This is a genomic window from Fontibacter flavus (assembly GCF_042432905.1).
Lineage (GTDB): Bacteria > Bacteroidota > Bacteroidia > Cytophagales > Cyclobacteriaceae > Fontibacter > Fontibacter flavus.
Genome location: NZ_JBHLWI010000083.1, coordinates 166,526 through 190,984 on the forward strand (window position 1 = coordinate 166,526; position 24,459 = coordinate 190,984).

Genomic DNA, 24,459 nt, shown 5'->3' on the forward strand with positions numbered 1-24,459 from the left:
TGAATCTAGCTTACCTTAATACCTTTTAACGGCAAAGGCTTTCCTTGGATTTTCCATAAGCATCTTGTTTATTTCAGCACTTGAAAACCCATTTTCTTTCAGCTTGGGCAGCAATTCATCAAAAAGTCCGGTATACCCCTTGAAGTCTCCTTGATCCATTTTCCCAGGACTGTACCAACCAGCATCATGTGAAATCAAAACCCTATCAAGACCTAGTTGATCTCGAAAAAACTCCAACCTTTCCAAGTGCCCCTGTACATCCCAAACAACCCCATCCAAACTGATCCAAACACCTTGCTTAACAGCCAAGCGATAATTCTCAAAATCCTGTTCATTTTGGGCGTGAACCCAAACAAAGTTTTGAGGGTCCACTTTCATTGATTTTAATAGTTCAATTTGAGGATTTGCAGTCTTCCAAATCCCGGTATGAGAAACTATCAACAAGCCCGTTTGCAAATGCGTAAGCGCAGCTGCTTTTACCAGTTTTTGATCCATTTCAGAAAGAACAGCTCCTTCATTCACGGAAATTTTAATAAATCCAGGCTTAATCCCTGTGTCCCCAATTCCTTCAACAAACTCTTTTACCCATATGTCCGCAAGCTCTTCTGCAGTTGCTTCTTTGGCATATGGAGGAAGGTATTTCCCGGAAACCGCACCATAAAAGCCAACATTGGTCAAAAATTGCATGCCTGTCTTCTCAGAAAGCATTTTTAAAAGTTCAGGATCCTTGCCCAAAAATGAAGGTGTACATTCCACCATGGTTCTTACTCCTCTTTTTTTTGCATCTTCTATATACGGAGTCAGAAAAGAAACCACTTCATCCTTATCCCATCTATGAAAACCTGTAGAATCCGCTCCAATAAAATCCACCAGAACATGCTCATGAATTAAAGTAATCCCCATCGCATCAGGTTTAATATCACCTTCGACAGTTATTATTTTAGTACTAGTGTTTGTTGCTGAAGGTCCGCAAGAAGAAAACCACCATAAGAAAAGCAGCAGGAAATGTGTTTTTTTCATATCATCCCCAATTTAATAAAAATCGTTTAATCCTCATCCAGGCTACTGCTCTCACCTTGAAAGAGCGTTTTGAGTTCTACTGCATGAATTTTTTCAACTTCTTCCAAGTACCTCCCAAACACCGCAGTACTTCCATGTGTCAGAAAAACTTTTTCTGCCCCCGTGCCTTTTATGGCTGAAATGAGACCTTCCCAGTCTGCATGATCGGATAGAACAAACCCGGAATCAACAGCCCTCCTTCTTCTTGTTCCACGGACACTCATCCATCCTGAACAGACTGCCGTTCTGTAAGGCGCAAACTTCTTCATCCAAGAGCTGCCAATAGCAGAAGGAGGGGCAATAATGATTGCACCCTTAAATTTTGACTTGGGCATTTCAGCAGTAACTTTCGGCGCATCCAACACTTTTACTTGATTCGCTATTAGTGCCTGATTGGTATTCCATACAGAACCATGCACAAAAACTTCCCCAATACTCGCATCCAAATGGTTTAACACCCTTTGGGCCTTTCCTAAAGAATAAGCAAAAATCACAGAGTTTCTGTTATTTTCAGCATTGTTCTTCCACCACTTATTGATTTTTCCAAAAACCTCATCTTGAGCTTCCCACTTGTAAACAGGCAATCCAAAAGTACATTCCGATATAAATTCATGGCATCGAACAGGTTCAAATGGAACAGACAAGCCATCATCTTCCAGTTTGTAATCACCGCTCACCACGGCAACCTTCCCTTTGTATTCAAGTCTTATCTGAGCAGATCCCGGAATATGTCCTGCCGGGTGAAAAGACAACTTAACTCCATTTATCTCCAATGATTCCCCATACCCAATGGTCTGCAAAGAAATATCCTGACCAAGACGAAGCTTCATTACATTTTCTGAATGGTGATGTGCCAAGTAATGCTTCATCCCCCATCGGAAATGATCTGAATGGGCATGGGTTATCACAGCTTTGTCCACAGGTTTCCAAGGATCAATAAAAACATCAGCCTGAGGACAATAGAGTCCTTGCGGTTTAAGCTCCAAAAGTTTTTTTTCTTCCAAAATGGACCTTCAATGATTAGATCTAAAATTTAATCAAATTTCCACCAAATCCCGTCCCGGTTTGGGATAACTTAATCTGCCTATTTTTTGTCCCAAATGGTACTCATCCAAACCAGTTACTGTTACTGTTCCCAAGGCGTTTAGATCGAGTGAACCATCCATCCTCACCCCCTTCTCATCAACCCAAATATGTTCTATTGCTCCTACAACCAAAACAGTCCCATTAGCCTTAATGACCTGGGTTTCTTCTAATTTACACCCTATTTGTAAAGGACTCCCTTTTACAAATGGCGCAAAAAAATCCAAGTAATATTCTTCTCCTATCCCTGTTGCTTCAAATTCAGATCCCTCATACCTAGCTGCCGTTTGGTGGGCTTGACGATAAAAACCCTCTGTAACATGATTTAATGTAAAAGCAGCAGTATCAAGAATATTTTCAAGTGTATGCCTCTCAACTGAATGTGGTCTGAACAAAACCCCTACTAACGGAGGAGTCGCACCTATATGAAAAACCTGCGAAAAAGGTGCGAGGTTAGTTAGTCCCTCTTTACTTTTCGTTCCTATCAGATTAAGGCTCTTATATCCTGACAGGCTATTGATCAAATCTCTTCTGTAAAAAGACTCAGCCTCCAATATGGAGGCCTTATCAAAATGTTTCATCATACTAAGATCGCTTGTTCAATTGAATCGCAATATTTAATGTCCAAAAGATGGATGATGTTATCTGGATTGTTTTTGAGAATTTGTTCTTTGGCGATCATCACCATTTTTTCAAACCACTTTTCTTCCGGAAGAATCTTTCTGTGCTTGTCAATACCCAATTCAAGCATCTTATTCTTCCAATTAAGAAAATACCATTCCATGCTAGGCTGGTGAAAAGCTCTTAAAGCCCTTTTATCAAAGATAAACTTATCAAATTTTCCCTTCTCAACTATCCCACTGATTTGATTGAAAGTATCCTTGAAGTCTTCTATTGGAATATAATCTGTCAGCAATTTACAAATGATGATGCCTTTTTCAGAATTGGCGTATACTTTGGCATATCTCAAGTCTAACAATAACTCAAAATTATTAAGCTCCATTATTTCAGCTGTTGTATTCATGATACTGTTGGTGAATTGGATTAATGAAATGAACGGTTTTTCAAGTTCTTCCCGTTACTTACTTCCTCCTTAAAACTACCCAGATTCTCTTCTAAACGAATCGCATAATCCAAGGTTGTCTTGATCAGTTCCTGTTGGGACTGGATCTGCTCTTTTAACCTTTCTAATTCCTTATTCATATTTTCCAGCTTGGCTTCGTATTCTTTCTTCAGCTTTTCTTTTTCAAGTCTTGCTTTTTCCAATTCTTCCTTGAAAATCAAAAATGATTCCGGTGGAGTCCTCATATTCTCGTACTTTAAACTCTGGGAGTATACCCTTATTAACTACACTAATTCTTGCCCTATTGTTTAAACAATTTTTCAAATGCCCTTTATTGAAGACATCCCTCCATCCAAATGAAGTACTTGGCCTGTCATCCAAGATGCCCCATCTGAAAGTAAAAACAAAGTAGCTGAAGCGATATCCTCAGGCTGTCCATATCTTCCTAAGGGATGTCTCTTACTGGACGCTTCTTTCTTATCTTCATTACCCAATAATTGGGCAGCGAGTGGGGTGTCGGTAAGTGATGGGGCAATAACATTAACCCTGATTTTAAAAGGTGCCCACTCAGCAGCTAGAGACTTTGCCAATCCCTCCACTGCCCCTTTTGCACTGGATATAGATGCGTGAAAACCCAAGCCAACACTCACCGCAACCGTGCTGTAAAGCACTACTGATGCAGATGGAGATTTTTTCAGTGATTTCATACAGGCCTGTAATACCTTGACAGCACCGAGTACATTGACTTCATAATCTGACCTAAAATCAGCCACACTGAACCTATGGAAGGGTTTGAGATTTATGGTACCCGGGCAATACACTACACCGTCCACTACATCTGGCAAACCCTCTATTGCATCAAAATCATCTCTGACATCCAACGAATTGCCTGCCTGTCCACTTCTGGAGTATGCAAAAACATTTGCACCTGCATGTTTCAGTTCCTCAACTACAGCTTCACCTATACCGGAGTTTCCACCTATGACTACAACGTTCTTATTTTCCATAATTCCACTTTATTTATTTAATCAAATGACTCAAATAATGTTTAAAAAAGGACAAAAAAATAAGACCGGAACATGCTGTCCGGTCTATTCTGGTTTAGTTTTCAATATAATTCTTATAAACTGATATATTTCATGAATTCCCTTCGGGTATTTTCGTCAGTTTCAAATTTACCGCTGTAAAAAGAAGTAACCGTGGAACTGTTCACATCCTGAATACCTCTAGAAGAAACACACATATGATGTGCATCAATAATCACCGCAACATCTTCGGTTCCTAGGATCTGCTTCAGCTCATTCCCGATCTGCATGGTCAGTCTTTCCTGAACCTGAGGTCTCTTTGCAAAATATTGGACAATCCTGTTGATTTTAGATAATCCAATTACAAAACCATTTGATATGTAAGCTACATGAGCTCTTCCATATATTGGCACGAAATGATGTTCACAGTTGGAGTAAAAGGTAATGTCCTTTTCTACCAACATCTCATTGTATTTATACTTATTCTCAAAAAGTTTGGCGTCAGGCTTGTTTTTTGGATCAAGGCCACTGAAAATTTCCTTGATATACATTTTAGCAACTCTTCTTGGTGTGCCCCTCAAACTATCATCGGTGAGATCCAAACCCAAGACGTGCATAATTTCTCTAAAATGCTTTTCGATCAATTCTATTTTGATCTCATCATCCATCTCAAAGGCATCTTCTCTAAGAGGTGTATCATGGGAGGTTCCAATATGCTCATCCCCTAATTCATCTATGTTTTTGGAAAAATCAATTCCCGCTGTATTCAACAAAGTTTCTTTCTGTTTCATATAATCGAATTGTTAGATCGTATTTAGTTTCAATTTTTGCCCTTAGAATATTCCAAATAACCACAGCAATATTTTCCGCCGTTGGATTGAGATGTTTGAATTCATCGGTATCTAGGTTTAAATTTTTATGATCAAATCTGTTGAGTATATTTTCCTTAATCAGGTCGCTAAGGATTTTCATATCATATACGTACCCTGTATGCTCGTCCACTGGTCCTTCAAGTTTCACAATCAACTCATAATTGTGTCCGTGGAAGTTGGGATTATTACATTTTCCAAATATTTCCTGATTTTTCTCATCAGACCAATTTGGATTGTGCAACCTGTGCGCAGCATTAAAATGCTCTTTTCTGTAAACTGCTACTTTCATCGTTTATCAAACAGTAATGCTTTTATTTTTGTTTAATTATTTTTTATTTTCTTTAAACAAATAAATTAAAGAATTGATTTTCAATGCTTTTCATATTCAACTAGAGACTGATTTTCCAAGAGCCTAATAAACACCAAATTAGCTTCAATCAGTTCCAATCTGCAATCTCTGTTTTTTTACTGTAGTGAAATCCCAATATTAAAATTATTTTTACAAAATCATGTCGTTGATTTGCAGATCACTGCATTTGGAACTTTTTATTCCAAAATAACATTTGTAAGAGTAATGAAAAAAATCACCTTATTCATCACCCTATTCATTAGCGGTACCTTTTCAAGTACATTCTTAGTAAGCAGTTCTCCCGCGATTCATCATGAGGAGCGTTCACTTGAAGACCATATCATAGAAATGGTCAGTACCAATGTTTCAAATGCTGAAAAAGATCTCCCACAAAGAGATGTTTTGAGTTATGGCATCAAAGGTTATTTCAAACTGCAGGAGGAAGGAAAAATTCCCCAAGGAAAGCCTTTGACCGTTATTGATTTCACGCTGCCGTCTTCAGAGAAACGCATGTGGATTATAGACATGCATGATGGATCTATACTTCATCATGGACATGTTTCCCATGGAAGAAATTCCGGAGATCTTATGGCGCAGAAATTTTCAAACATCAGCTCCTCTTACATGAGCAGCCTTGGATTTTACCTGACAGCTGAAACCTACCAAGGTAAACATGGTTATTCCCTTCGACTTGACGGTCTGGAAAGGGGCTTTAATGACAAAGCAAGAGACCGGGCCATTGTGATCCATGGTGCAGATTATGCCAAAGAGGAATTCATCGTACAAACAGGAAGATTGGGAAGAAGCCTTGGATGCCCTGCTCTTCCTCATGAAATTGCAGCAGAAGTCATTGACATGATCAAAGATAAATCTGTGCTGTTTATTTTCGGAAATGATCAGGAATATTTACAAAAATCAAATATCCTAAACTCCTGATCAATAAACCCTTACTTCTTGAAGAGCCTTAAATATTTCACCATCTCTGGAATAAAGGTCTCTTCTAAAGAAATAATCCCCCTTGCTGTCTGCCCAATAGGTTAAATAAAGGACAACAACGGGGATTTTTCTATCCAACATCACAATTTTTTCCTTTTTCAAATGCATATTTTCCCTGATAACTTCATCAGTCCAAGTAGGATCAAATGCAAGTAAAAGTTTTGCTAACTCAAAAGGCTTCTGTAAACGGATGCAGCCATGACTCAAAGCCCTATCCTCCCTTTCAAATAAGGACCTTGCGGGAGTATCATGGATGTAAACACTAAACTTATTCGGAAACATAAATTTGACAAGTCCCAAGGAATTGTTTTCTCCGGGTTCCTGTCTGATGATATAAGGAAATGATCTGGGATTCACTTTACCCCAATCGATGGAGCCAGGTGAGACTTCAGCACCAGATGCCGTCAATACTTTCATATTATTTCTGGCCAAATAATTTGGATTTCTTTTTACCGCAGGGATTACTTCATTCCTGGTAATGGAGTTAGGAACCGTCCAGGTAGGGCTGAAAACGATGTAAGACATTTCTGCACTAAATTGTGGTGTGGAATGGTAGCTCTTGCCGACAATCACTCTTGAGCTCAGCACAGTATCCTTTCTTTGGATATAATCTAATTGAAAATTTGCAGTATTGACCAGAATTAGCTCCTGTTCTTTAAGGTTATCCGGTAGCCACCTTAGTCTTTCCATATTGACTCGGGCAGTTATAATAAGGTCTTCAGGGCTCTGGTTTAAAGCCTGTATTGTACCTTGCCCTATAACCCCATCCTGGACCATACCATGCCGGTATTGGAGCTTCTTGACTCCTACTTCCATAATTGAGTCATAATACTTTTCTTGGTCAAACTCATAGACATCCAAGAACCCCCAAAACATTAAACGACGCCTGATATCAGGGATAAGATCATGAAATTCTTGTTGCTTAATAGATTTACTTAGTTTTAAAGGCTTCCATGAAATATTGGTTTCACTAAGATACTTTCCTTGATAATTATACAACTCCCTTAATCCGTCCCTCATCTTTTTATACACAGTGAAAGAGGGATACAGCTCCTCAATACTTTTTCTAAGACTGCCTTCTTGAATAGCTTTTTCCAATCTTTGATCAATCTTAAGTTCAGGAGCTGTTCTTTGTATACCCCAAGATGTTTTCAAATTATCCGGATCAACCTTGCCCAGGTATAAATGAGAGGACAACATAATAAAAGCATCAGTAAGCAGTAAATCGAGTGTCGCATATTCTAAAGTTGTCAGGCCATCACCACCTTCCTTTCTTTTCTCTATTTTATCAAAATAAGAATTTATAGGCCCCAAATGATAATCACTGGGGTTTAATCCGTCAAATTTAGCCTGCTGGATTTCATAGCGCATCTCATATGCCCGCTCGGTTAATTTTTTATCCACTAACCATGCTGGATGAAAACTCCTTTCTTGATAAAACCTCTGAATAACCACAGAGCTAAAAAGCGTTGTGCCTCCTACTCTTTTTCTTGCTTCAGGATTATCCAGTTCAAGCTGATTCCTGATAAAAAAATCAATCCCATTATCTGATTGGCCTTCTTGTGAGAAAGACTCAAAAGCCATCAACATAAAAAAAATCAAAAAAAGAAATCTCTTTGGTTCTATCATTACAACTTAGTTCACTTTAAAATTTTCAAATTTTCTTCCCAATACCCAAGCTTCCTTGAGCATGGCAATAAATTCATCCATTTTTGCCAAAGGGATCATATTTGGACCGTCACTAAGCGCCTTTGCAGGCTCGGGATGTGTTTCTATGAAAAACCCATCAATCCCCGTAGCCGCCGCCGCTCTTGCCAAGAACGGCGCAAACTCTCTTTGTCCTCCACTAGAACCTCCCATGCCACCTGGCTGCTGTATACTGTGAGTAATGTCAAATACAACCGGAGCAAATTGTCTCATTATAGGCAAGCCCCTCATATCAACTACCAAATTGTGATACCCCAATGAAAAGCCTCTTTCTGTTAAGCACACGTTTTGATTGCCAGTAGATCTCACTTTTGATACCGCATATTGCATATCTTCTGGTGCCATGAACTGTCCCCTTTTGATCTTTACTGCCTTACCCGTATTACCCGCTGCCAGTAAAAGGTCTGTCTGTCTGCACAAAAATGCAGGGATCTGAAGCACATCCACTACTGCTGCCACTTCTGCCGCCTGATAGCTCTCATGAATATCTGTCACTAAAGGGACATTCAGCGCCTTACCGACCCTTTCAAGAACAGCAAGTGATTGATCCATTCCGATACTTCTAAAAGAAGAAGATGACGTCCTGTTAGCCTTGTCAAATGAAGCTTTGAAAACATAGGAAAAACCATGCTTCTCGGCAATCTCTTTGACCGTAGAGCCTATCTCCATACAGATATCAAAGCTTTCTACGGCACAAGGACCCGCAAATAAGACAGGCTTATCACTTCCTAAAACCACCTCTTTGGTGACATGCATAGGCTGGGTAAATTTTTCCATTTTATTGATTTAAGTATTTTTCAATGATTTCTGACAACTGCCCTTTGGACTGGAGAATTAAATCTGCCACTTCTCTGAAGACACCTTGCCCTCCGTTTAAAGTGCTGACAAAATCCACATGTTCGCTCACATAGGGCAATGCATCTGCAGGACTTGCTGACAATCCAACTTTTAAAAGCAAAGGCAAATCAATCAGATCATCCCCAATATAGGCCACCTCTTCCAAATTGATTTCCAAGACCTCAAGGATCTCTTCCAGCTTCTTTGCCTTATCCCGAATCCCATGGTAATGAAAGTCAAATTTCAATTCTTCGCATCTGTTTTCCACCACCTTGGAGTTTCTGCCGGTGATGGCGCCGACAAGAACCCCGCTTTTCCTTAATGGGGCTACGATAAATCCATCTTTGACATTGAAACGCTTATATTCTACTTGATGGTCATCGTAAATGATGCCACCATCAGTAAGTACACCATCTACATCTGTGATAAGCAATTTAATTTTTTCTGCCTTTATTTTTAAATCTTCTGTGACTCCAGAAAGGTATTGCTTCATATTATTTCTTTTTCTTCCAGTGAATAGAGTAAAGATCCAATCTTCTCTGTTCCAAGTTCCTTACGCTTCCTGCTTTTCTCTGTTTGGTCAATAAGTCAAGATCCACATCTGCTACGATTGTTGTTTCGGCATTTTCAGATGCCTGTGCGACTGTAGCATCATGGGGGAATGAAAAATCAGAAGGAGAGTAAATTGCCGATTGGGAAAATTGTATGTCCATGTTTTCAACTCTTGGTAGGTTTCCTACCGAACCTGTAATCGCCACGTAACATTCATTTTCAATAGCTCGGGCCTTTGCACAAATATTTACCCTAAGGAAGGCATTTTTGGTATCTGTCCAAAATGGCACAAACAAAATGTCCATTTCCTGCTCAGCCAAAATCCTTCCCAATTCAGGAAATTCAACGTCATAACAGATCAAAATCCCGATTTTACCGGCGTCTGTATCAAAAACCTTGATACCATTTCCACCTTGCAAACCCCAATAAGCTTGCTCATCCGGCGTGATATGCAGTTTGTACTGCTTATCTGTTGTACCGTCCCTTCTGCACAGATAACTCACATTCCTTAGCTTTTTACCATCGTATTCAGGCATACTGCCTGCAATGATATTCACATTGTATGATAAGGCTAAGTCACTCATTCTGGTGACGATCTCATCAGTATAATCAGCCAAATTACGGATAGCTTCTGAGGCATCCATATCATTAAACTCAGCCAGTAAGGGTGCATTGAAAAATTCAGGTAACAAGCAGAAATCCGACTTATACCCGGAAACTGTATCCACAAAAAACTCTACCTGCTGCATCAAGTCATCCACTGAGTTGAAACGGCGCATTTTCCATTGTACCAACCCTAACCGGACTATGGATTTTTTATTGCCGATTAATTTCTCATCCTTTTCATAATAAATATTGATCCATTCCAATAAAGTGGCATATGCTCTGGAATCCGTATCTTCTGGAAGATATTTGGTAATCACCTTCCTGACGTGAAATTCATTGGCAAGCTGAAAAGATAATACAGGATCAAAAATCTCCTTGCTTTTCACCAGATCAATGTACTTTCTAGGGGTCATTTGGTCATAATACTTGGAATAACCGGGTATTCTGCCCCCTGCAATGATAGACCTCAGGTTAAGATTTTCACACAGCTCCTTTCTGGCATCATAAAGTCTTCTCCCAAGACGCATGCCCCTGTATTCTTTATGTACAAATACATCCGTGCCATATAAGGTATCACCATCATCATCATGCGTATCAAATTTGCCGTAACCGGTAATTTGATCATAGGTGTGGTTATCTCCGAATTTCCCATAATCTACAATAATACTCAAGGCTGCAGCAACCACTTTGCCATTATCCTCAATACATATCTGACCTTCAGGAAAAGCCTTTAATTGGTTCTTCAATTCCTGTTTGGTCCATGCCCCGCCTTGATCTCTGTAAATGCTGACCATGATTTCACGAATATCATCATAGTCTGAAAGTTTAATATTCCGGAGTTTTAACCGGTGTTCTAATTCCTCTCTTTGCTTACTCATAATGCAAAATTAACTAAAATTCAGTCAAATATTTTAAAAGCACATAATATGGGCTTGAAAACAAAATGATATACTGATCGAAAAACAATTATCCCGCCAAAATTATTTATTACTAACAGAAAATGTAAATTAGGAATACAAATAATGTAAATAAACAAAAATGGGAGAAAAAATCTGGGATTTCAAAAAAGGCAAAATAGGCGAGTTTTTTGAACTTTTAAATGAGATCATGAATGTCAAACTTTTTTCCATAGGAGAATCAAGTCTCACCATTGGATTATTGCTCACTTTGGTTCTTTCAGTTGCCCTCCTACTGCTAATTTCAGAATGGATCAAGAAGCTTCTTGTCAATAAAGTCCTACAACGTTATCATGTAGAACGAGGGACCCGACAGTCAATCGGTACTATTGTCAAGTATGTATTGATCATTGCTGGTATGTTCTCTATTCTGCAAACCAATGGTATTGACCTCAGCGCTTTTGGGATTTTGGCAGGTGCCTTAGGTGTAGGTATTGGTTTTGGTCTTCAAAATATCACCAACAACTTTATTAGTGGCCTGATCATTCTTTTTGAACAGCCCATTAAAGTGGGTGATAGGATTGAGGTAGGGGATATTGCTGGGGATGTAGTGAGAATTTCTGCCCGATCCACGACGGTGATTACTAATGATAACATCAGTGTCATCATCCCCAACTCCAAATTTATCGATGATCAGGTCATCAACTGGTCCCACAATGAATTCCGGGTAAGGTTCAATTTCCCTGTGGGTGTCTCTTACAAAGAAGATCCGGAAAAAATCAAAAGCATCCTCGTTAAAATTGCTACTGACAATCCAGGTGTATTAAAAACCCCTGAACCTGATGTGCTTTTTGATGAGTTTGATGAAAGTAGTCTAAATTTTAATCTACGGGTATGGACTTCAGAATATGTCAACAAGCCAAAAGTCCTAAAAAGTCAACTATACTTTGAAATCTTCAGAAGATTCAAAGAGAATAACGTGGAAATACCTTTCCCACAAAGAGATATACATATTAAAAGTGCACCGGAAAAATTGAATATTTGAGTATTTTTACATTTATTTACCATGTTTTGAGCTAGTAAAAATCATCACATTTAAAAAATTGTTTTTCAAATAGAGGGAAATGAAGCGATTTATTTTATCAGTTATTTTTTTGCACCTAATGCACTTGGCTGACGCCCAAAGCTTTTATCGATATCGCTTTGAAGCACCTTGGTCAGTTTCTACCTCCATTGGTCCTACCCAATATTTCGGTGAACTCTATTCGCTTTGGAAATACAATGAAGGAATTCAACCGGATTGGAATGCTAATATTGCTGTCCGAAGGGTTTTAGGCACTTACATCAAAGCCAGAGTTGAGGGCACCTATTATCAGATTTCGGGTCAAGACCCACCTGCAGACCCACGAAGTTTGAGACAACCAAGAAATCTCCATTTTAGAGCCAGAAACTGGGAGGTTGCCGCTCTGGGAGAGTTTTACCTGAAGCCAGTACGTCAATATAACATCACCCGTCATTTCATTAACTTTTATGGTTTTGCGGGAGTTGGTGTCTCTACCAACGACCCTAAGGCCCAACTTAGGGGTGAATGGGTAGCCTTAAGGCCACTTCAGTTGGAAAACAACCCTTACAGCAAATATATCATTGTCTTCCCCACAGGAATAGGCATGAAATACAAGGCCAATGTATGGGCAGATTTCTTCCTGGAACTCAATTACCGCTGGACCTTGACCGACTATATGGATGACATCAGTGCCTTCAATGTCAGTGAATTTTATATGGATTTGGTGAATGACTATGGCACAAATGGGGAAGGAAAGAATCCAATAAGGCTAGAATTAGCAATCAGAAATCCTGCATTTCAAAAAGAACTTTCAACAGGTGAGTTAGTGCCCGATGTTCAAAAAATCATTAAAAATAGAGGGAGAATAAGAAGAGGTTCAGGTCTTACCGAACGCTATGACGGTTATTTGTCCTTGAATATTGGAATTGAACTTTATCTTTCCGAAGATATATGGGACAACTGGATTTTCAGAAACAGAATCAGGGAAAAGAGGTATAGATTCTGGTAGACGGCAGCCTTTATGCCAGCATGTACTTGAGAATCTATGAGCTTTTGGATATTTTTAAAAGTATTTGGATCCCCAAAGCCTAAACCTTAAGCCTATTTATCAGCCGTTTCCCGTTAATTTTTCTATTTTTGCAAGCAATTCAAAAAATACTAAGCATTTATTCAATAATGGCTGATTATCATTTTCAGGAAATAGAAAAAAAGTGGCAAGCTTACTGGGAAAAGAACCAGATTTTCAATGCCCAGGTTGACCCTTCAAAACCTAAGTTTTATTCTTTGGATATGTTCCCATATCCTTCTGGCGCAGGCCTTCATGTAGGACATCCACTTGGTTATATCGCCTCAGATATCATTACCCGGTATAAAAGGCTTCAAGGATTTAACGTCCTTCACCCTATGGGATACGATTCATTTGGTCTACCTGCTGAACAATATGCCATCCAAACAGGGCAACATCCTGCTATTACGACTGAACAAAACATCAAGAGATATACAGACCAATTAAAAAACATCGGTTTTGCATTTGATTGGGACAAAGAAGTGAGGACCTCGGACCCTGATTATTATCGATGGACCCAATGGATTTTCATGCAATTGTTCAATAGTTATTATGACAAAACTGAAGACAAAGCAAAAAGCATTGATTCACTGGTTCAGCAATTCAAAGTTTCTGGAAACACCATTATTGAGGCTGTCTGCGATGAGGACACCCCTGTTTTTAGTGCAGAAGCATGGAATGAAATGTCTGAAAAAGAACAACAGGAACTTTTACTGAAATACAGATTGACTTTTTTAGCTGAAACTACCGTAAACTGGTGCCCTGCCTTGGGAACTGTTCTTTCCAATGACGAGGTAAAAGACGGTTTTTCCGAAAGAGGAGGACACCCAGTTGAAAGAAAGAAAATGATGCAATGGAGCATGCGAATCACTGCTTATGCGGAGAGGTTGCTTCAAGGCTTGGAGTCAGTTGACTGGTCAGAACCTATCAAAGAGATGCAAAGAAACTGGATAGGAAAGTCAATAGGCGCTGAGATGGTTTTTCAGGTAAAAGGTCAGAATAAACAGATCAAAGTTTTTACTACCAGGATTGACACCATCTACGGCGTAACCTATTTGGCTTTGGCTCCAGAGCATGATTATGTAAAAGAACTGATCACTGAAGACCAAAGAGAAATTGCCGAAGCCTATGTTGAGGTAGCAAAAAACCGTTCAGAAAGAGACAGAATGGCTGATGTTAAGACCATTTCAGGAGCTTTCACCGGTTCTTACGCCATAAACCCTTTCAACGGAGAGGAAATTCAAATATGGATTGCTGATTATGTACTTGCCGGATATGGAACAGGGGCTGTGATGGCTGTTCCTGCCCATGATGACAGGGATTACAACTTTGCCAAACACTTTGGGCTCGAAATCAGACAAGTGATTGAAGGAAGTATGGAAAACGGGTCCTTCGCAGGAAAAGGAGGAACCATCATCAATTCTGATTTCCTTACAGGCCTTGAAATGAAGGATGCCATGAACAAGGCAATTGCTTTTTTGGAAGAAAATAAAATCGGAAAAGGCAAAATCCAATATAGGATGCGTGATGCCATCTTCACAAGGCAACGCTATTGGGGAGAACCTTTACCCGTTTATTTCAAAGAAGGATTGCCATATTTGATTAAAGAAACTGACTTGCCTTTGGTGCTACCTGAGGTAGATAAATACTTGCCTACTGAAGATGGTGAACCTCCTTTGGGAAGAGCAAAAGACTGGACATACCAATCAGAGGATGGTGAATTTCCTTTGGAAAAAAGCACCATGCCGGGTTGGGCAGGATCAAGCTGGTATTTCTTCCGTTACATGGATCCAAGGAATGAAACCAAATTCGTAGATCCAGAAAAAGAAAAATACTGGGGTGCTGTAGATTTGTATATCGGTGGTGCTGAACATGCCACTGGCCACCTGCTTTACTCCCGTTTTTGGACAAAATTTCTATATGATATAGGAGCTGTAAGCATTGAAGAACCTTTTCAAAAAATGATCAACCAGGGAATGATTCAGGGAAGGTCAAATTTTGTATATAGGGTCAAAGGCACAAATACTTTTGTCAGCTATGGTTTAAAAGACCAATATGACACTTCAGCCATGCATGTGGATGTAAATATTGTTCACAATGACCAACTGAATTTGGATAAGTTCAAGACATGGAGACCGGATTTGGCTGATGCAGAATTCATCTTAGAAGAAGGGAAATATACCTGCGGGGCAGAAGTAGAGAAAATGTCCAAATCCAAATACAACGTAGTCAACCCGGATGATATCATTGAAAGATATGGAGCTGATACCCTGAGGTTGTATGAAATGTTCCTTGGACCTTTAGAGCAATTCAAACCTTGGAACACCAACGGTATCGATGGGGTTTCTAAATTCCTGAAGAAGCTTTGGAAACTCTACCATGACAACCAAGGTAATGTGTCCATTTCAGAAGAAAATGCAAGCAAAGAAGAACTCAAAACTTTGCACAAAACGATCAAGAAAACCCAGGATGATTTGGACAACCATTCATTCAACACCTCAGTGGCTTCCTTTATGATCTGCGTCAATGAGTTGACCGCAATGAAATGCAACAAAAGAGAAATACTGGAGCCATTAGCTGTTATCGTCTCTCCCTATGCACCTCATATTGCAGAAGAATTATGGTCTTTAATGGGACATCAACAGTCCATTATTTATGCCGCTTTCCCTGAATTCAAAGAAGAGTACTTGGTGGAGAATAGCCATGAATATCCTATTTCCATTAATGGGAAGGTTCGTGCAAAACTCTCCCTTTCCTTATCGCTGAGCAAGGAAGAAGTAGAGAAAGCTGCACTATCCGATCCTGCCGTAAAAAAATGGACCGAAGGCAACACTCCTAAAAAAGTCATTGTGGTTCCGGGCAAGATTGTCAATATTGTCATTTAACAAAGTAGAAAAAGGGTATCGGGTCACTTAATTGTAAACATTACCATTGTAAAGACCGATACCCTTTTATTTTCCAATTCATGATGAACAGGTTTTTCATTGCAGCAGCGGCTGTCTTATCCTCAGGCATATTTGCATATTCTTATTGGAAAGAATGGCTGGGTATCAAATGGAAAAACCAAACTCCCAACTTATTCCCGGAGGAAGAAATTGCCCCATACTTTCATAAATCAGAAGAAATCTACATGATGGTACTGATCATTTTTGCCATGATTTTTTCTTTAATTTTCATTGGTGCTGTGGTTTCTATTATTCAAAAGAAATGGGGATGGGTATTTTTCTGTTTTGTGATGAGTATGACTGCTATTTTAGCTGTGATGATTAACGGTGCGATTAAATAAACTTTCCTACCTTTGCAGTATGGAAATATCAAATAATGCAGTAGTAGGGCTCACCTATGAATTAAAAGTCAGCAGAGAACTCGAAGAAATTGAATCTGCACCATTCAGCGTTGAAGTTAGAGACGAAGAAGACCCATTCTATTTTATATTCGGACAAAGTGGTTTGCCTGAAAAATTTGAAACATTACTTTCAGGTAAAAAACAAGGAGAGATATTCAACTTTACCATTCCTTCAGTTGAAGCATATGGAGAAGCAGATGATGAGTTGATCATGGCTTTACCAAAAGAACAATTCACTCAAGAAAGAGGTTTTGAGCCAGGCATGTTAGAAGAGGGAAATTTCCTGCCACTTGTAGATGAAAATGGTTATCCCATGCAGGCAAAAGTTCTCAAGGATTTGGGGGAAGAAGTTTTACTTGATTTCAACCACCCTTTGGTGGGTTTTGACCTTCATTTTGAAGGAGAAGTATTCGAAGTCAGAGAAGCTACTGCTGAAGAACTCGATCATGGACATGTACATGGCGAACACGGCCACCAACATTAAAACAAAGTCTCTGGAGCCAAACCAGAGACTTTGTTATTTAAAGCTTATTTCTTTCTCTTCTTCCCATTTGAGAAAAGCCCTATCGCCAATTTCAAAACTTCTTTTTTTATCTTCCACTTTCCAAACTGTCCCGTCATTTAACCTTACAGTCAACAAGTTGTAATGAACTAAATATTGTCGCTCTATTATTTTGACTGAAAGACCACTACTTTTATACAAATGTAAATCAGATGGTCTAACATAGGTTTTGGGTTTGTCAGGAATCGGATTAAGATGACTGAATAATTTACCTGCGTATAGACTCTTTGGGTTTGAAAAAATCTGCTCGGGATTGCCTTTTTGAATAAGTTTACCATGCTGCATGATGACCAAGAAATCAGTCATCTGTAAAGCATCGTCCAAATCATGTGTCACAAAAAGCACGGTGATGCCCAATTGTCCAAACAAAGATTTAAGTTCTGCTATTAATTCTCTTCTTTGAATGGTATCCAAACTGGAAAAGGGTTCATCCAACAAAATAACCTGGGGCTCCAAACTCAAGGCTCTTCCAATAGCTACTTTTTGTTGCTGACCACCTGACAATTGTCGAGGCAACTTATCCTTAAAGCTGGCCAAACCCAACAAATTGAGAATAGTGGTCACCCTTTTGTCTTTATATTGTTTATCATATTGTAGGAGCGGTCTGGCAATATTTTCCTCAACTGTGGAGTTGGGATATAGATGATAATCCTGGTATACCAACTGTATCTCATCGTAGCCGGGAACCAACTTTTCTTTAGGGTTCTGAATTCTTGCCCCTTCGAGTAATATTTCACCAGAATTCCTGTTTTCCAATCCTGCTACGATTCTTAAAAGCGTGCTTTTTCCAGAACCGCTTTCACCGACTAAAGACACTACATTACCTTTTTCAACAGATAAAGAAATGTTTTTTAATGCGTGAATGCCTTCCTGATAACTTTTAGAAATGCCATCTATCTTCAGATAACTCATAGGTAACCAATCTCCTCTTTTATTTTTCTTGGCAGACTATTCACGATCAAAGCATATGAGTGATCGACCAAATCCAAAATTAATTTATCCGAAACAGTTCCGTTAAGATACAAGGTGTTCCAATGTTTCTTATGCATATGAAAACCGGGAACAATACCATTATACTTCTCCCTTAATTCAATTGCCCTTTCCGGATCGCACTTCAGATTCACACTGTCAAAAAGTTCGATATCAATAATGGCAAATATTTTACCACCTACTTTAAAACAAAGTGTGGTTTCATCAAAAGGGGTATCTTCCGTTGCCCCCTTCTTTGCCAGACAGTATTCCCTGAAAAAGGTAATGTTCATAATACAGTGGCTGATTTGCTAAATTACTGACTATGAACCTTAGGACAAATAGATTAAGCTAATCTTTTGACAATCCAAATGACAATAGCGGCCAAAAACATCAATATGGATATTTTATTGATGCCATGCATCATCCTCAAATTAAAATTTGAGGGTTTTGATGGATCTGGCTTTTGAAACACTCTTACAAAGTAATTGGCTACTTCTCCGAGTTTAAAAAATTCTTTGATTCTACTATTTTCCATGGGCTTGTAATTGTTTCCTATCTATCTACATTTTTTGGCGAAAATTGATTCAATTTTCAGGTTCTAGCCACATACCATCTTTCCTGATGATCTCTATTAATTCATCTACAGCTTTTTCTGACGGTACAGACTTTTTAACTACCTCTTTCCCCTTGTAAAGGGTGATCTTCCCTTTTCCAGAACCAACGTAACCATAGTCAGCATCTGCCATTTCTCCAGGGCCATTCACAATACAGCCCATAATTCCAATCTTGACACCCTTCAAGTGATCGGTTCTTTTTCTGATCATTGCAGTTGTTTCCTGTAAATCAAAGAGTGTTCGACCACAAGATGGGCAGGATATATATTCTGTCTTGGACATTCTTGTCCTAGCAGCTTGAAGTACCCCAAATCCCACAGAATTATGAAGTTTAATTTGTTCCAGAACAGAGGTTCTTTCTCCACCATGATAGGCATCGAGACCTATCATAATCCCATCGCCAAGACCATCTATCAGTAGCCCTCCTACATCAGTGGCAACATACAACATGGTCTTGTCCTGAGGCTGTACAGGATAATCCACTTTTACAACAACAGGTACCAAGCTGTGATTTTCCATCAAAGTAATAAAGGATCTGCGCAAGGCTGCCAAATTGTGTGGATTTTTGGAATGTAGGATAATTACCAAATCCTTTCTCCCTTCAACGAAGGGTAAAGACTCTTTGACTTCAACATCATCCAAAAGAAGGAAATTTAAGCCATAATGATATTTTTCTGCTTTCTTGAATTCTTCTAAACGGAATGCGGGAAATTTATTGATTTGATCTTCAGATTGTAACCAGTTGGTGTAATACTGGATTTCCTTCATACCATTAGGAAGCATAAAAGGAATCGGATGGTCACCTGTAAACACATAATCAGCCCCCTGATCGTTCATTTTCCATTTGTCCAGCTCCGGAAGATAGAAGTGACCGACCTGCTTCATCTCTTTTTCAGAAATATTACCAATGGCAGAAATATCAGCGATCACCCTTGGTACATTTGTTCCTCCGAAATTGAACACCTCTATAGTGTCACGCTTGTTATATTCAAATGGAGTGATAGGAAAATGTTCAAGTGAATCAATCGCAGGGTGACCTACCCTATCCGTATAACGGTCGACCAAAGCCTTGGCCACAGGGGCTTCAAATTCGGGATCTTCAGTCAAAGAAACTCGGACAGTATCCCCTAAGCCATCTTCCAACAAAGTCCCAATTCCAACAGCTGATTTGATCCGGCCATCTTCACCGTCCCCCGCCTCAGTCACCCCTAGGTGAAGTGGATAAGGTTTGAAACCTCCCTCTTCAAGTTTTTGAACCAACAACCTGTAGGCCTGAACCATGACTTGAGTATTGGAGGATTTCATGGATATAACGATATCATGAAAATTTTCATCCTCACATATCCTTAAAAATTCCAAAGCAGATTCTACCATTCCCAAAGGCGTATCACCATAGCGGCTCATAATCCGGTCAGACAAAGAGCCGTGGTTGGTACCAATTCTCATAGCTGTACCATATTCCTTGCAGATTTTCACAAGTGGTAAAAATCTTTCCCTGATTCTATCCAGTTCTTCCTGATAACTTTGATCCGTATATTCTATGATTTCAAATTTCTTCTTGTCCGCATAGTTACCGGGATTGATACGGACCTTTTCAACAATTTTTGCTGCTATCTCAGCAGCATTAGGTGTAAAATGGATGTCCGCCACCAAAGGTGTTTGATAACCTCTTCGCTTCAGCTCATCCTTGATATTTTTGAGGTTTTCAGCTTCTTTCATGCTAGGGGCAGTTATCCTGATCAGCTGACACCCACTTTCTATCATGCGGATACACTGTTCCACTGAACCCATGGTATCCATGGTGTCCACAGTAGTCATAGACTGAACCACAATAGGATTATCTCCACCGATAATCACATCGCCAACTTTTACCGGAATAGTCTTTCTTCTAGAATATTCTGTAAGACTATTACAATACTTAATCTTATCCAATAACACCTTGGTTTCCATATGATTACAAATCTCCTAATTGTGGTCTAATAACAATTTCTTCCACTACTGAATATGGGGAAAGACTATAGGTTGCCCACACAGTTTCTGCTATATCTTCAATCTTCATAAACCTGTCTTCAGGAATATCAGCCCCTTTCCAACTGTCTGTATAAGTAGCTCCCGGTAAAACAGAAGTGACTTTTATATTAAAATCCTTTAATTCCTCCCTTAGGCACTTGGTAAATCCTAACATAGCCCATTTGGATATTGCATAACTTCCACCGTTGGCATATGCGGTCAAGCCCGCTATTGAACCTATTGAAAAGATATGACCGGATTTACGGGAGATCATTTCTTCAGTAAATGCTCTAGTAAGGTAATAGGCAGAAAACAAATTTGTGTGCATGATTGTTTCAAAATTACCTTCTGGTTCGGAATGAATAGATCCAGGTAGGAAAACACCCGTGTTATTAACCAATACATCTGGAACACTTTGGTTTTTCACCCAATTCGCAAAAGCTTGAACATCTTCTTTTTTAGACAAATCAGCGACCTTTACTGCGATTTTCTGATTAGGAAAGTCTGATTCTAAGCTAGTTTTCAGCGCCAACAAATCGTCCTGGTGACGGGAACAGGTAAAAACATCAAAACCCTCTTTTGCAAATTTTTGAATAATTGCTCTACCAATCCCTTTTGTACCTCCTGTAACCAATATACTTTTCGCCATTTACTTAGTGTTTTAATAGTTAGTATGACAACTATCTAGAGCCAGCAAAGTTACATTTTTTTGAAAACTTTGCGAACTTAAACGGATAATCCACCATGGTCCTGACATTTTTGTTATAATTTTATTTTTATGGAAACACAGATTACAGACAGACTGGAGTTGGCAGCTCATTTTGTCAACAGTACAAATAGCCCCATTTTTTTGACGGGAAAAGCAGGGTCAGGTAAAACAACCTTTCTTAGGAATCTTGGAACATTTACCCACAAGACGTTTGCCATCGTTGCACCAACAGGCATTGCTGCACTTCATGCAAAAGGGGTGACTATTCATTCTCAATTTTTATTGCCTTTGGGAAGCTTTTTACCTACAAATGAACCAGAGGGTAATTTCGGCAATCAAGGAAACTTATTCACACAGTTTTCCTTAAGGAGAAAACACCCTTTGAATGCTGCAAGAAGACAAGTTTTGAGCGCAATAGATTTGTTAGTTATTGATGAAGTCAGTATGCTAAGGGCTGATATTTTGGATGCTATCGATTTCAGATTAAAAAGCATCAGGGGTAATTATGAAGAACCATTTGGAGGTATTCAGATTTTATTTATTGGTGATTTATTCCAGCTTCCACCCATTGTCCGCGATCATGAATGGCAAGTTCTGAGCAAATTTTACAATAGCATGCATTTTTTTGAGGCCCATTGCCTGAAAAATTCAGGATTGGTCTACCTCGAACTGAATAAAATATTCAGACAAAAAGATGAACAATTTATTCAGGTACTCAATCATCTTCGGGACAATTGCGCGACCCAGTCAGATATCAAGCTATTGAATGATCATTTCAAAACAGAAGAAGAAATCAGAAATCTGGAAGACACGATCATCATTACTACCCATAATTATAAGGCTGAAGCCCAAAATCAAAAAGAGTTAAATGAATTGAAGGAAAAATCGCATTTCTTTGAAGCAATCATTGAAAAAGATTTTCCTGAAAGTCTTTTCCCCATACCGAAAACACTGGAACTAAAAGAAGGTGCCCAAATTATGTTCATTAAAAATGACAGCAGCGGAAATGGTGAATACTACAATGGAAAAATGGCAAAAGTAAAGTCAATTGAAAATGGTGAAATCAAAGTTATTCTCGCAGAAAATAAAATAAATTATACTTTAAAACGGGAAATTTGGGAAAACAAACGGTATGTAGTCAACAATACCACCAAGGAATTGGAAGAGGAAGTAATCGGAACATTCGAGCATTTTCCTATCAAATTGGCTTGGGCAGTTACCGTACACAAAAGCCAAGGCCTAACTTTCGATAAGGCTATCATAGATGTTGGACAAGCTTTTGCTCCAGGGCAAGTTTATGTTGCCCTAAGTAGACTTAGGGGCTTGGACGGCCTAACATTAAGAACCAAAATCCAAAACAACATCATCTATAGTGATCATGATGTGGTAGGATTCACACAAAAAACCAGCTTACAGGAGCCTCTAGAATGTCTTTTAAAAAAGCATCAAATGAGATATGTTGAAAAGCTCCTAATAGAAACTTTTGATTTTTCTTTAATCACAAAAGCCATCAAATATTTCCTAAATGATACTGAAAGCAGTTTTGAATTTGAAGATGTAGAGATGCGATCAGCAATTCCGAAAATTCTGGAAGCCTTAAATCAGGAATCAGACAACACAATTAAATTTCAGAGACAATTAATCCAACTTTTAGCTTCGGGAGAAAATGAAAAATTAAGCGAAAGGCTGCAAAAGGGCTCCAATTATTACCAAAGTTTTCTAATTACCGAATGGAGGAACCTCTTAAACCATTCAGCAGAAGTTGAAAGATTTTCCAAGACCAAAAAATATCTTGATGGTTTATCTCAAATAGAACTATCTCTAATAAAAAAACTTACTGGAATAAAAAAAATCACTGCTTTGATACCTGCTATTCTTCAAGGAAAAGAAACAGGCAAGATGAATGTTCTCAATGAGGAAATCAAAACTTTAAGAATTTCCTATGTTCAGCAAGCCAAAGAATCAGCAATCAACAATCCAAAGTTTTTAAAGTCTAAGACTGGGAAAAAGAAAAAAGACGATGATGGTCCCTCACTAAAAAGAGTAAAGGGCGAGACCTATGAAATCACTTACAACATGAGTGATGACGGGGCAAGTATTGAGGAAATTGCTATCCAAAGAAGCTTGGCCGAATCAACGATTAAAGGCCATCTGGCCAAAGGAATTCAGGAAGGGCGAATTTCCTTATTTACCCATATGGATGAAGATACATTCAAAAAGGTGGCTGAGATTATCAAAAAGTACGATGCAGATTTAGGCCGCATAAGACAGGAAGAGCCCGGAACAATTGACTATGGAACATTGAAAATGGTTACAGCCCACATGGGCTTATCAAAAGATTAAAAAGAAAAAATGACTCCAGAAGATACCTAAAGGTATTCCATTCAGGTGAGAAGGGTGCATTGTACAATGTACCAAGAACAGTAACGTTCAAAATCAAAAATTCCTTGGTTAGGATTGCGGGTTTTAATTCTGAGAGTTTTGTATCCTACCTGAAGCCAGGTAAGCTTTTGTCCAGTATCTAGATCCTAATATCTAGCTTCTCGTCTCTTCTATAAACGCCAGAAGCCAATTCCGAAAGGTATCAGGACCGGCTTTTTAACAATATGGAGGCGATCCCGATGCCCGGGACAGGCTCTACTCTCCCGGGTGTAACTTTTTTTTAGTTGATTGAGTGATTGGTTATTGGTTGATTGGTAGTGAAAAAATATTGATACCTAAAAGCTATTCCAACTTTATTTCGCCCAAGCATAATTTGTCCGCCCTGCCGAATCTAATTTCCTGTTCCATCCATCTTCCTTCATCCTTTTTAACAGGTTTCACCTCTTGTTTCTTGTTTCTTGCCTCTTGTTTCTAATCCCTAGTTTCTCCTATAAAGACAAAAGCCTCCCAGTTTCCTGAAAGGCTTTTAATAATGTGGCGGCGATCCCGATGCCCGGGACAGGCTCTACTCTCCCATGCGCCACGGCGCACCGGTACCATCGGCGCTGCAGGGCTTATACGCCACCGCGGATCAGGATGGGAAGAGGTGGGACATCTAGGAAAAGTGATTATTGAAACCTGAACCTTATA

The 24,459-nt window shown here is 39.1% G+C and carries 24 protein-coding genes; 7 read left to right on the top strand and 17 right to left on the bottom strand.

Features of this window, described 5'->3' with window-relative positions:
* Positions 1–15 precede the first annotated feature (15 nt).
* From ACFFIP_RS18805 to ACFFIP_RS18840, 8 genes are all read right to left on the bottom strand, one after another.
* The gene (locus tag ACFFIP_RS18805) at positions 16–1,020 is read right to left on the bottom strand and encodes a phosphotriesterase family protein (protein ID WP_382389328.1); all 1,005 of its coding nucleotides are present in this window, start codon (positions 1,018–1,020) and stop codon (positions 16–18) included.
* Positions 1,021–1,046: 26 nt separating this feature from the next.
* Complete coding sequence (locus ACFFIP_RS18810) at positions 1,047–2,063, bottom strand: ligase-associated DNA damage response exonuclease (RefSeq protein ID WP_382389329.1); 1,017 nt, start codon at positions 2,061–2,063, stop codon at positions 1,047–1,049.
* Positions 2,064–2,096: 33 nt separating this feature from the next.
* Entirely contained in the window at positions 2,097–2,726 is a 630-nt protein-coding gene (locus ACFFIP_RS18815) for a flavin reductase family protein (RefSeq protein WP_382389330.1), read from the bottom strand.
* A complete protein-coding gene (locus ACFFIP_RS18820; protein WP_382389332.1) occupies positions 2,723–3,166 on the bottom strand; it encodes a hypothetical protein in 444 nt (147 codons plus the stop codon). Before ACFFIP_RS18820 ends, ACFFIP_RS18815 begins: the two co-directional genes overlap by 4 nt.
* A 20-nt stretch (positions 3,167–3,186) precedes the next feature.
* Positions 3,187–3,450: a hypothetical protein gene (locus tag ACFFIP_RS18825; RefSeq protein ID WP_382389334.1), complete on the bottom strand. Its 264-nt coding sequence runs from the start codon at positions 3,448–3,450 to the stop codon at positions 3,187–3,189.
* Positions 3,451–3,525: 75 nt separating this feature from the next.
* On the bottom strand, positions 3,526–4,212 hold the full coding sequence (locus tag ACFFIP_RS18830) for an SDR family NAD(P)-dependent oxidoreductase (RefSeq protein ID WP_382389335.1): 687 nt from the start codon (positions 4,210–4,212) through the stop codon (positions 3,526–3,528).
* Positions 4,213–4,325: 113 nt separating this feature from the next.
* Complete coding sequence (folE, locus tag ACFFIP_RS18835; RefSeq protein WP_382389336.1) at positions 4,326–5,021, bottom strand: GTP cyclohydrolase I FolE; 696 nt, start codon at positions 5,019–5,021, stop codon at positions 4,326–4,328.
* A complete protein-coding gene (locus ACFFIP_RS18840) occupies positions 4,981–5,391 on the bottom strand; it encodes a 6-pyruvoyl trahydropterin synthase family protein (RefSeq protein ID WP_382389337.1) in 411 nt (136 codons plus the stop codon). The genes folE and ACFFIP_RS18840 overlap by 41 nt, the downstream gene beginning before the upstream one ends.
* A 285-nt stretch (positions 5,392–5,676) precedes the next feature.
* On the opposite strand from ACFFIP_RS18840, the gene ACFFIP_RS18845 reads away from it, so the two are divergent.
* Positions 5,677–6,387 (top strand): murein L,D-transpeptidase catalytic domain family protein, encoded by a 711-nt coding sequence (locus ACFFIP_RS18845; protein WP_382389338.1) that lies wholly within the window; start codon positions 5,677–5,679, stop codon positions 6,385–6,387.
* On the opposite strand, the gene ACFFIP_RS18850 is transcribed toward ACFFIP_RS18845, so the two are convergent.
* From ACFFIP_RS18850 to ACFFIP_RS18865, 4 genes are read right to left on the bottom strand one after another with little or no spacing between them, the layout of a single operon-like run.
* The gene (locus tag ACFFIP_RS18850) at positions 6,388–8,076 is read right to left on the bottom strand and encodes a L,D-transpeptidase family protein (protein ID WP_382389340.1); all 1,689 of its coding nucleotides are present in this window, start codon (positions 8,074–8,076) and stop codon (positions 6,388–6,390) included. It lies immediately after the preceding gene.
* Positions 8,077–8,082: 6 nt separating this feature from the next.
* Complete coding sequence (gene kdsA / locus ACFFIP_RS18855; RefSeq protein ID WP_382389342.1) at positions 8,083–8,931, bottom strand: 3-deoxy-8-phosphooctulonate synthase; 849 nt, start codon at positions 8,929–8,931, stop codon at positions 8,083–8,085.
* Position 8,932: 1 nt separating this feature from the next.
* Positions 8,933–9,484 carry a KdsC family phosphatase gene (locus ACFFIP_RS18860; RefSeq protein ID WP_382389343.1) on the bottom strand — a complete coding sequence of 184 codons (552 nt, stop codon included), beginning with the start codon at positions 9,482–9,484 and terminating at the stop codon, positions 8,933–8,935.
* A gap of 1 nt (position 9,485) precedes the next feature.
* Positions 9,486–11,027, bottom strand: a complete 1,542-nt coding sequence (locus ACFFIP_RS18865; protein WP_382389345.1) for a GNAT family N-acetyltransferase — start codon at positions 11,025–11,027, stop codon at positions 9,486–9,488.
* A gap of 160 nt (positions 11,028–11,187) precedes the next feature.
* Here ACFFIP_RS18865 and ACFFIP_RS18870 point away from each other — a divergent pair, with 160 nt between their 5' ends.
* The 5 genes from ACFFIP_RS18870 (at position 11,188) to ACFFIP_RS18890 (ending at position 17,004) form a co-directional block, all read left to right on the top strand.
* A complete protein-coding gene (locus ACFFIP_RS18870; protein ID WP_382389347.1) occupies positions 11,188–12,090 on the top strand; it encodes a mechanosensitive ion channel family protein in 903 nt (300 codons plus the stop codon).
* Positions 12,091–12,169: 79 nt separating this feature from the next.
* On the top strand, positions 12,170–13,117 hold the full coding sequence (locus ACFFIP_RS18875; protein WP_382389348.1) for a hypothetical protein: 948 nt from the start codon (positions 12,170–12,172) through the stop codon (positions 13,115–13,117).
* 167 nt (positions 13,118–13,284) lie between these two features.
* The gene (gene leuS, locus ACFFIP_RS18880; protein ID WP_382389349.1) at positions 13,285–16,059 is read left to right on the top strand and encodes a leucine--tRNA ligase; all 2,775 of its coding nucleotides are present in this window, start codon (positions 13,285–13,287) and stop codon (positions 16,057–16,059) included.
* Positions 16,060–16,139: 80 nt separating this feature from the next.
* Positions 16,140–16,460 carry a hypothetical protein gene (locus ACFFIP_RS18885; protein WP_382389350.1) on the top strand — a complete coding sequence of 107 codons (321 nt, stop codon included), beginning with the start codon at positions 16,140–16,142 and terminating at the stop codon, positions 16,458–16,460.
* 19 nt (positions 16,461–16,479) lie between these two features.
* Positions 16,480–17,004 carry an FKBP-type peptidyl-prolyl cis-trans isomerase gene (locus tag ACFFIP_RS18890; protein ID WP_382389351.1) on the top strand — a complete coding sequence of 175 codons (525 nt, stop codon included), beginning with the start codon at positions 16,480–16,482 and terminating at the stop codon, positions 17,002–17,004.
* Positions 17,005–17,037: 33 nt separating this feature from the next.
* On the opposite strand, the gene ACFFIP_RS18895 is transcribed toward ACFFIP_RS18890, so the two are convergent.
* Genes ACFFIP_RS18895 through ACFFIP_RS18915 form a run of 5 tightly spaced genes read right to left on the bottom strand, consistent with a single transcriptional unit; the run spans position 17,038 to position 21,327 of the window.
* Complete coding sequence (locus tag ACFFIP_RS18895) at positions 17,038–17,994, bottom strand: ABC transporter ATP-binding protein (RefSeq protein ID WP_382389352.1); 957 nt, start codon at positions 17,992–17,994, stop codon at positions 17,038–17,040.
* On the bottom strand, positions 17,991–18,344 hold the full coding sequence (locus ACFFIP_RS18900) for an MmcQ/YjbR family DNA-binding protein (protein WP_382389353.1): 354 nt from the start codon (positions 18,342–18,344) through the stop codon (positions 17,991–17,993). Before ACFFIP_RS18900 ends, ACFFIP_RS18895 begins: the two co-directional genes overlap by 4 nt.
* A gap of 53 nt (positions 18,345–18,397) precedes the next feature.
* Entirely contained in the window at positions 18,398–18,589 is a 192-nt protein-coding gene (locus tag ACFFIP_RS18905) for a DUF6728 family protein (RefSeq protein WP_382389354.1), read from the bottom strand.
* Positions 18,590–18,638: 49 nt separating this feature from the next.
* Positions 18,639–20,618, bottom strand: a complete 1,980-nt coding sequence (gene ispG, locus ACFFIP_RS18910; RefSeq protein ID WP_382389355.1) for a (E)-4-hydroxy-3-methylbut-2-enyl-diphosphate synthase — start codon at positions 20,616–20,618, stop codon at positions 18,639–18,641.
* Positions 20,619–20,622: 4 nt separating this feature from the next.
* Positions 20,623–21,327, bottom strand: a complete 705-nt coding sequence (locus ACFFIP_RS18915) for an SDR family oxidoreductase (RefSeq protein WP_382389356.1) — start codon at positions 21,325–21,327, stop codon at positions 20,623–20,625.
* Between the two features lie 129 nt (positions 21,328–21,456).
* On the opposite strand from ACFFIP_RS18915, the gene ACFFIP_RS18920 reads away from it, so the two are divergent.
* On the top strand, positions 21,457–23,730 hold the full coding sequence (locus ACFFIP_RS18920) for a helix-turn-helix domain-containing protein (protein WP_382389357.1): 2,274 nt from the start codon (positions 21,457–21,459) through the stop codon (positions 23,728–23,730).
* Positions 23,731–24,459: the final 729 nt, after the last annotated feature.

What these genes read in the sequence shown, in the direction of transcription:
- ACFFIP_RS18805 (WP_382389328.1), bottom strand. Translation starts at nt 1,020, where the DNA reads ATGAAAAAAACACATTTCCTGCTGCTTTTCTTATGGTGGTTTTCTTCT.
- ACFFIP_RS18815 (WP_382389330.1), bottom strand. Translation starts at nt 2,726, where the DNA reads ATGATGAAACATTTTGATAAGGCCTCCATATTGGAGGCTGAGTCTTTT.
- ACFFIP_RS18820 (WP_382389332.1), bottom strand. Translation starts at nt 3,166, where the DNA reads ATGAATACAACAGCTGAAATAATGGAGCTTAATAATTTTGAGTTATTG.
- ACFFIP_RS18825 (WP_382389334.1), bottom strand. Translation starts at nt 3,450, where the DNA reads ATGAGGACTCCACCGGAATCATTTTTGATTTTCAAGGAAGAATTGGAA.
- ACFFIP_RS18830 (WP_382389335.1), bottom strand. Translation starts at nt 4,212, where the DNA reads ATGGAAAATAAGAACGTTGTAGTCATAGGTGGAAACTCCGGTATAGGT.
- folE (WP_382389336.1), bottom strand. Translation starts at nt 5,021, where the DNA reads ATGAAACAGAAAGAAACTTTGTTGAATACAGCGGGAATTGATTTTTCC.
- ACFFIP_RS18840 (WP_382389337.1), bottom strand. Translation starts at nt 5,391, where the DNA reads ATGAAAGTAGCAGTTTACAGAAAAGAGCATTTTAATGCTGCGCACAGG.
- ACFFIP_RS18845 (WP_382389338.1), top strand. Translation starts at nt 5,677, where the DNA reads ATGAAAAAAATCACCTTATTCATCACCCTATTCATTAGCGGTACCTTT.
- ACFFIP_RS18850 (WP_382389340.1), bottom strand. Translation starts at nt 8,076, where the DNA reads ATGATAGAACCAAAGAGATTTCTTTTTTTGATTTTTTTTATGTTGATG.
- kdsA (WP_382389342.1), bottom strand. Translation starts at nt 8,931, where the DNA reads ATGGAAAAATTTACCCAGCCTATGCATGTCACCAAAGAGGTGGTTTTA.
- ACFFIP_RS18860 (WP_382389343.1), bottom strand. Translation starts at nt 9,484, where the DNA reads ATGAAGCAATACCTTTCTGGAGTCACAGAAGATTTAAAAATAAAGGCA.
- ACFFIP_RS18865 (WP_382389345.1), bottom strand. Translation starts at nt 11,027, where the DNA reads ATGAGTAAGCAAAGAGAGGAATTAGAACACCGGTTAAAACTCCGGAAT.
- ACFFIP_RS18870 (WP_382389347.1), top strand. Translation starts at nt 11,188, where the DNA reads ATGGGAGAAAAAATCTGGGATTTCAAAAAAGGCAAAATAGGCGAGTTT.
- ACFFIP_RS18875 (WP_382389348.1), top strand. Translation starts at nt 12,170, where the DNA reads ATGAAGCGATTTATTTTATCAGTTATTTTTTTGCACCTAATGCACTTG.
- leuS (WP_382389349.1), top strand. Translation starts at nt 13,285, where the DNA reads ATGGCTGATTATCATTTTCAGGAAATAGAAAAAAAGTGGCAAGCTTAC.
- ACFFIP_RS18885 (WP_382389350.1), top strand. Translation starts at nt 16,140, where the DNA reads ATGATGAACAGGTTTTTCATTGCAGCAGCGGCTGTCTTATCCTCAGGC.
- ACFFIP_RS18890 (WP_382389351.1), top strand. Translation starts at nt 16,480, where the DNA reads ATGGAAATATCAAATAATGCAGTAGTAGGGCTCACCTATGAATTAAAA.
- ACFFIP_RS18895 (WP_382389352.1), bottom strand. Translation starts at nt 17,994, where the DNA reads ATGAGTTATCTGAAGATAGATGGCATTTCTAAAAGTTATCAGGAAGGC.
- ACFFIP_RS18900 (WP_382389353.1), bottom strand. Translation starts at nt 18,344, where the DNA reads ATGAACATTACCTTTTTCAGGGAATACTGTCTGGCAAAGAAGGGGGCA.
- ACFFIP_RS18905 (WP_382389354.1), bottom strand. Translation starts at nt 18,589, where the DNA reads ATGGAAAATAGTAGAATCAAAGAATTTTTTAAACTCGGAGAAGTAGCC.
- ispG (WP_382389355.1), bottom strand. Translation starts at nt 20,618, where the DNA reads ATGGAAACCAAGGTGTTATTGGATAAGATTAAGTATTGTAATAGTCTT.
- ACFFIP_RS18915 (WP_382389356.1), bottom strand. Translation starts at nt 21,327, where the DNA reads ATGGCGAAAAGTATATTGGTTACAGGAGGTACAAAAGGGATTGGTAGA.
- ACFFIP_RS18920 (WP_382389357.1), top strand. Translation starts at nt 21,457, where the DNA reads ATGGAAACACAGATTACAGACAGACTGGAGTTGGCAGCTCATTTTGTC.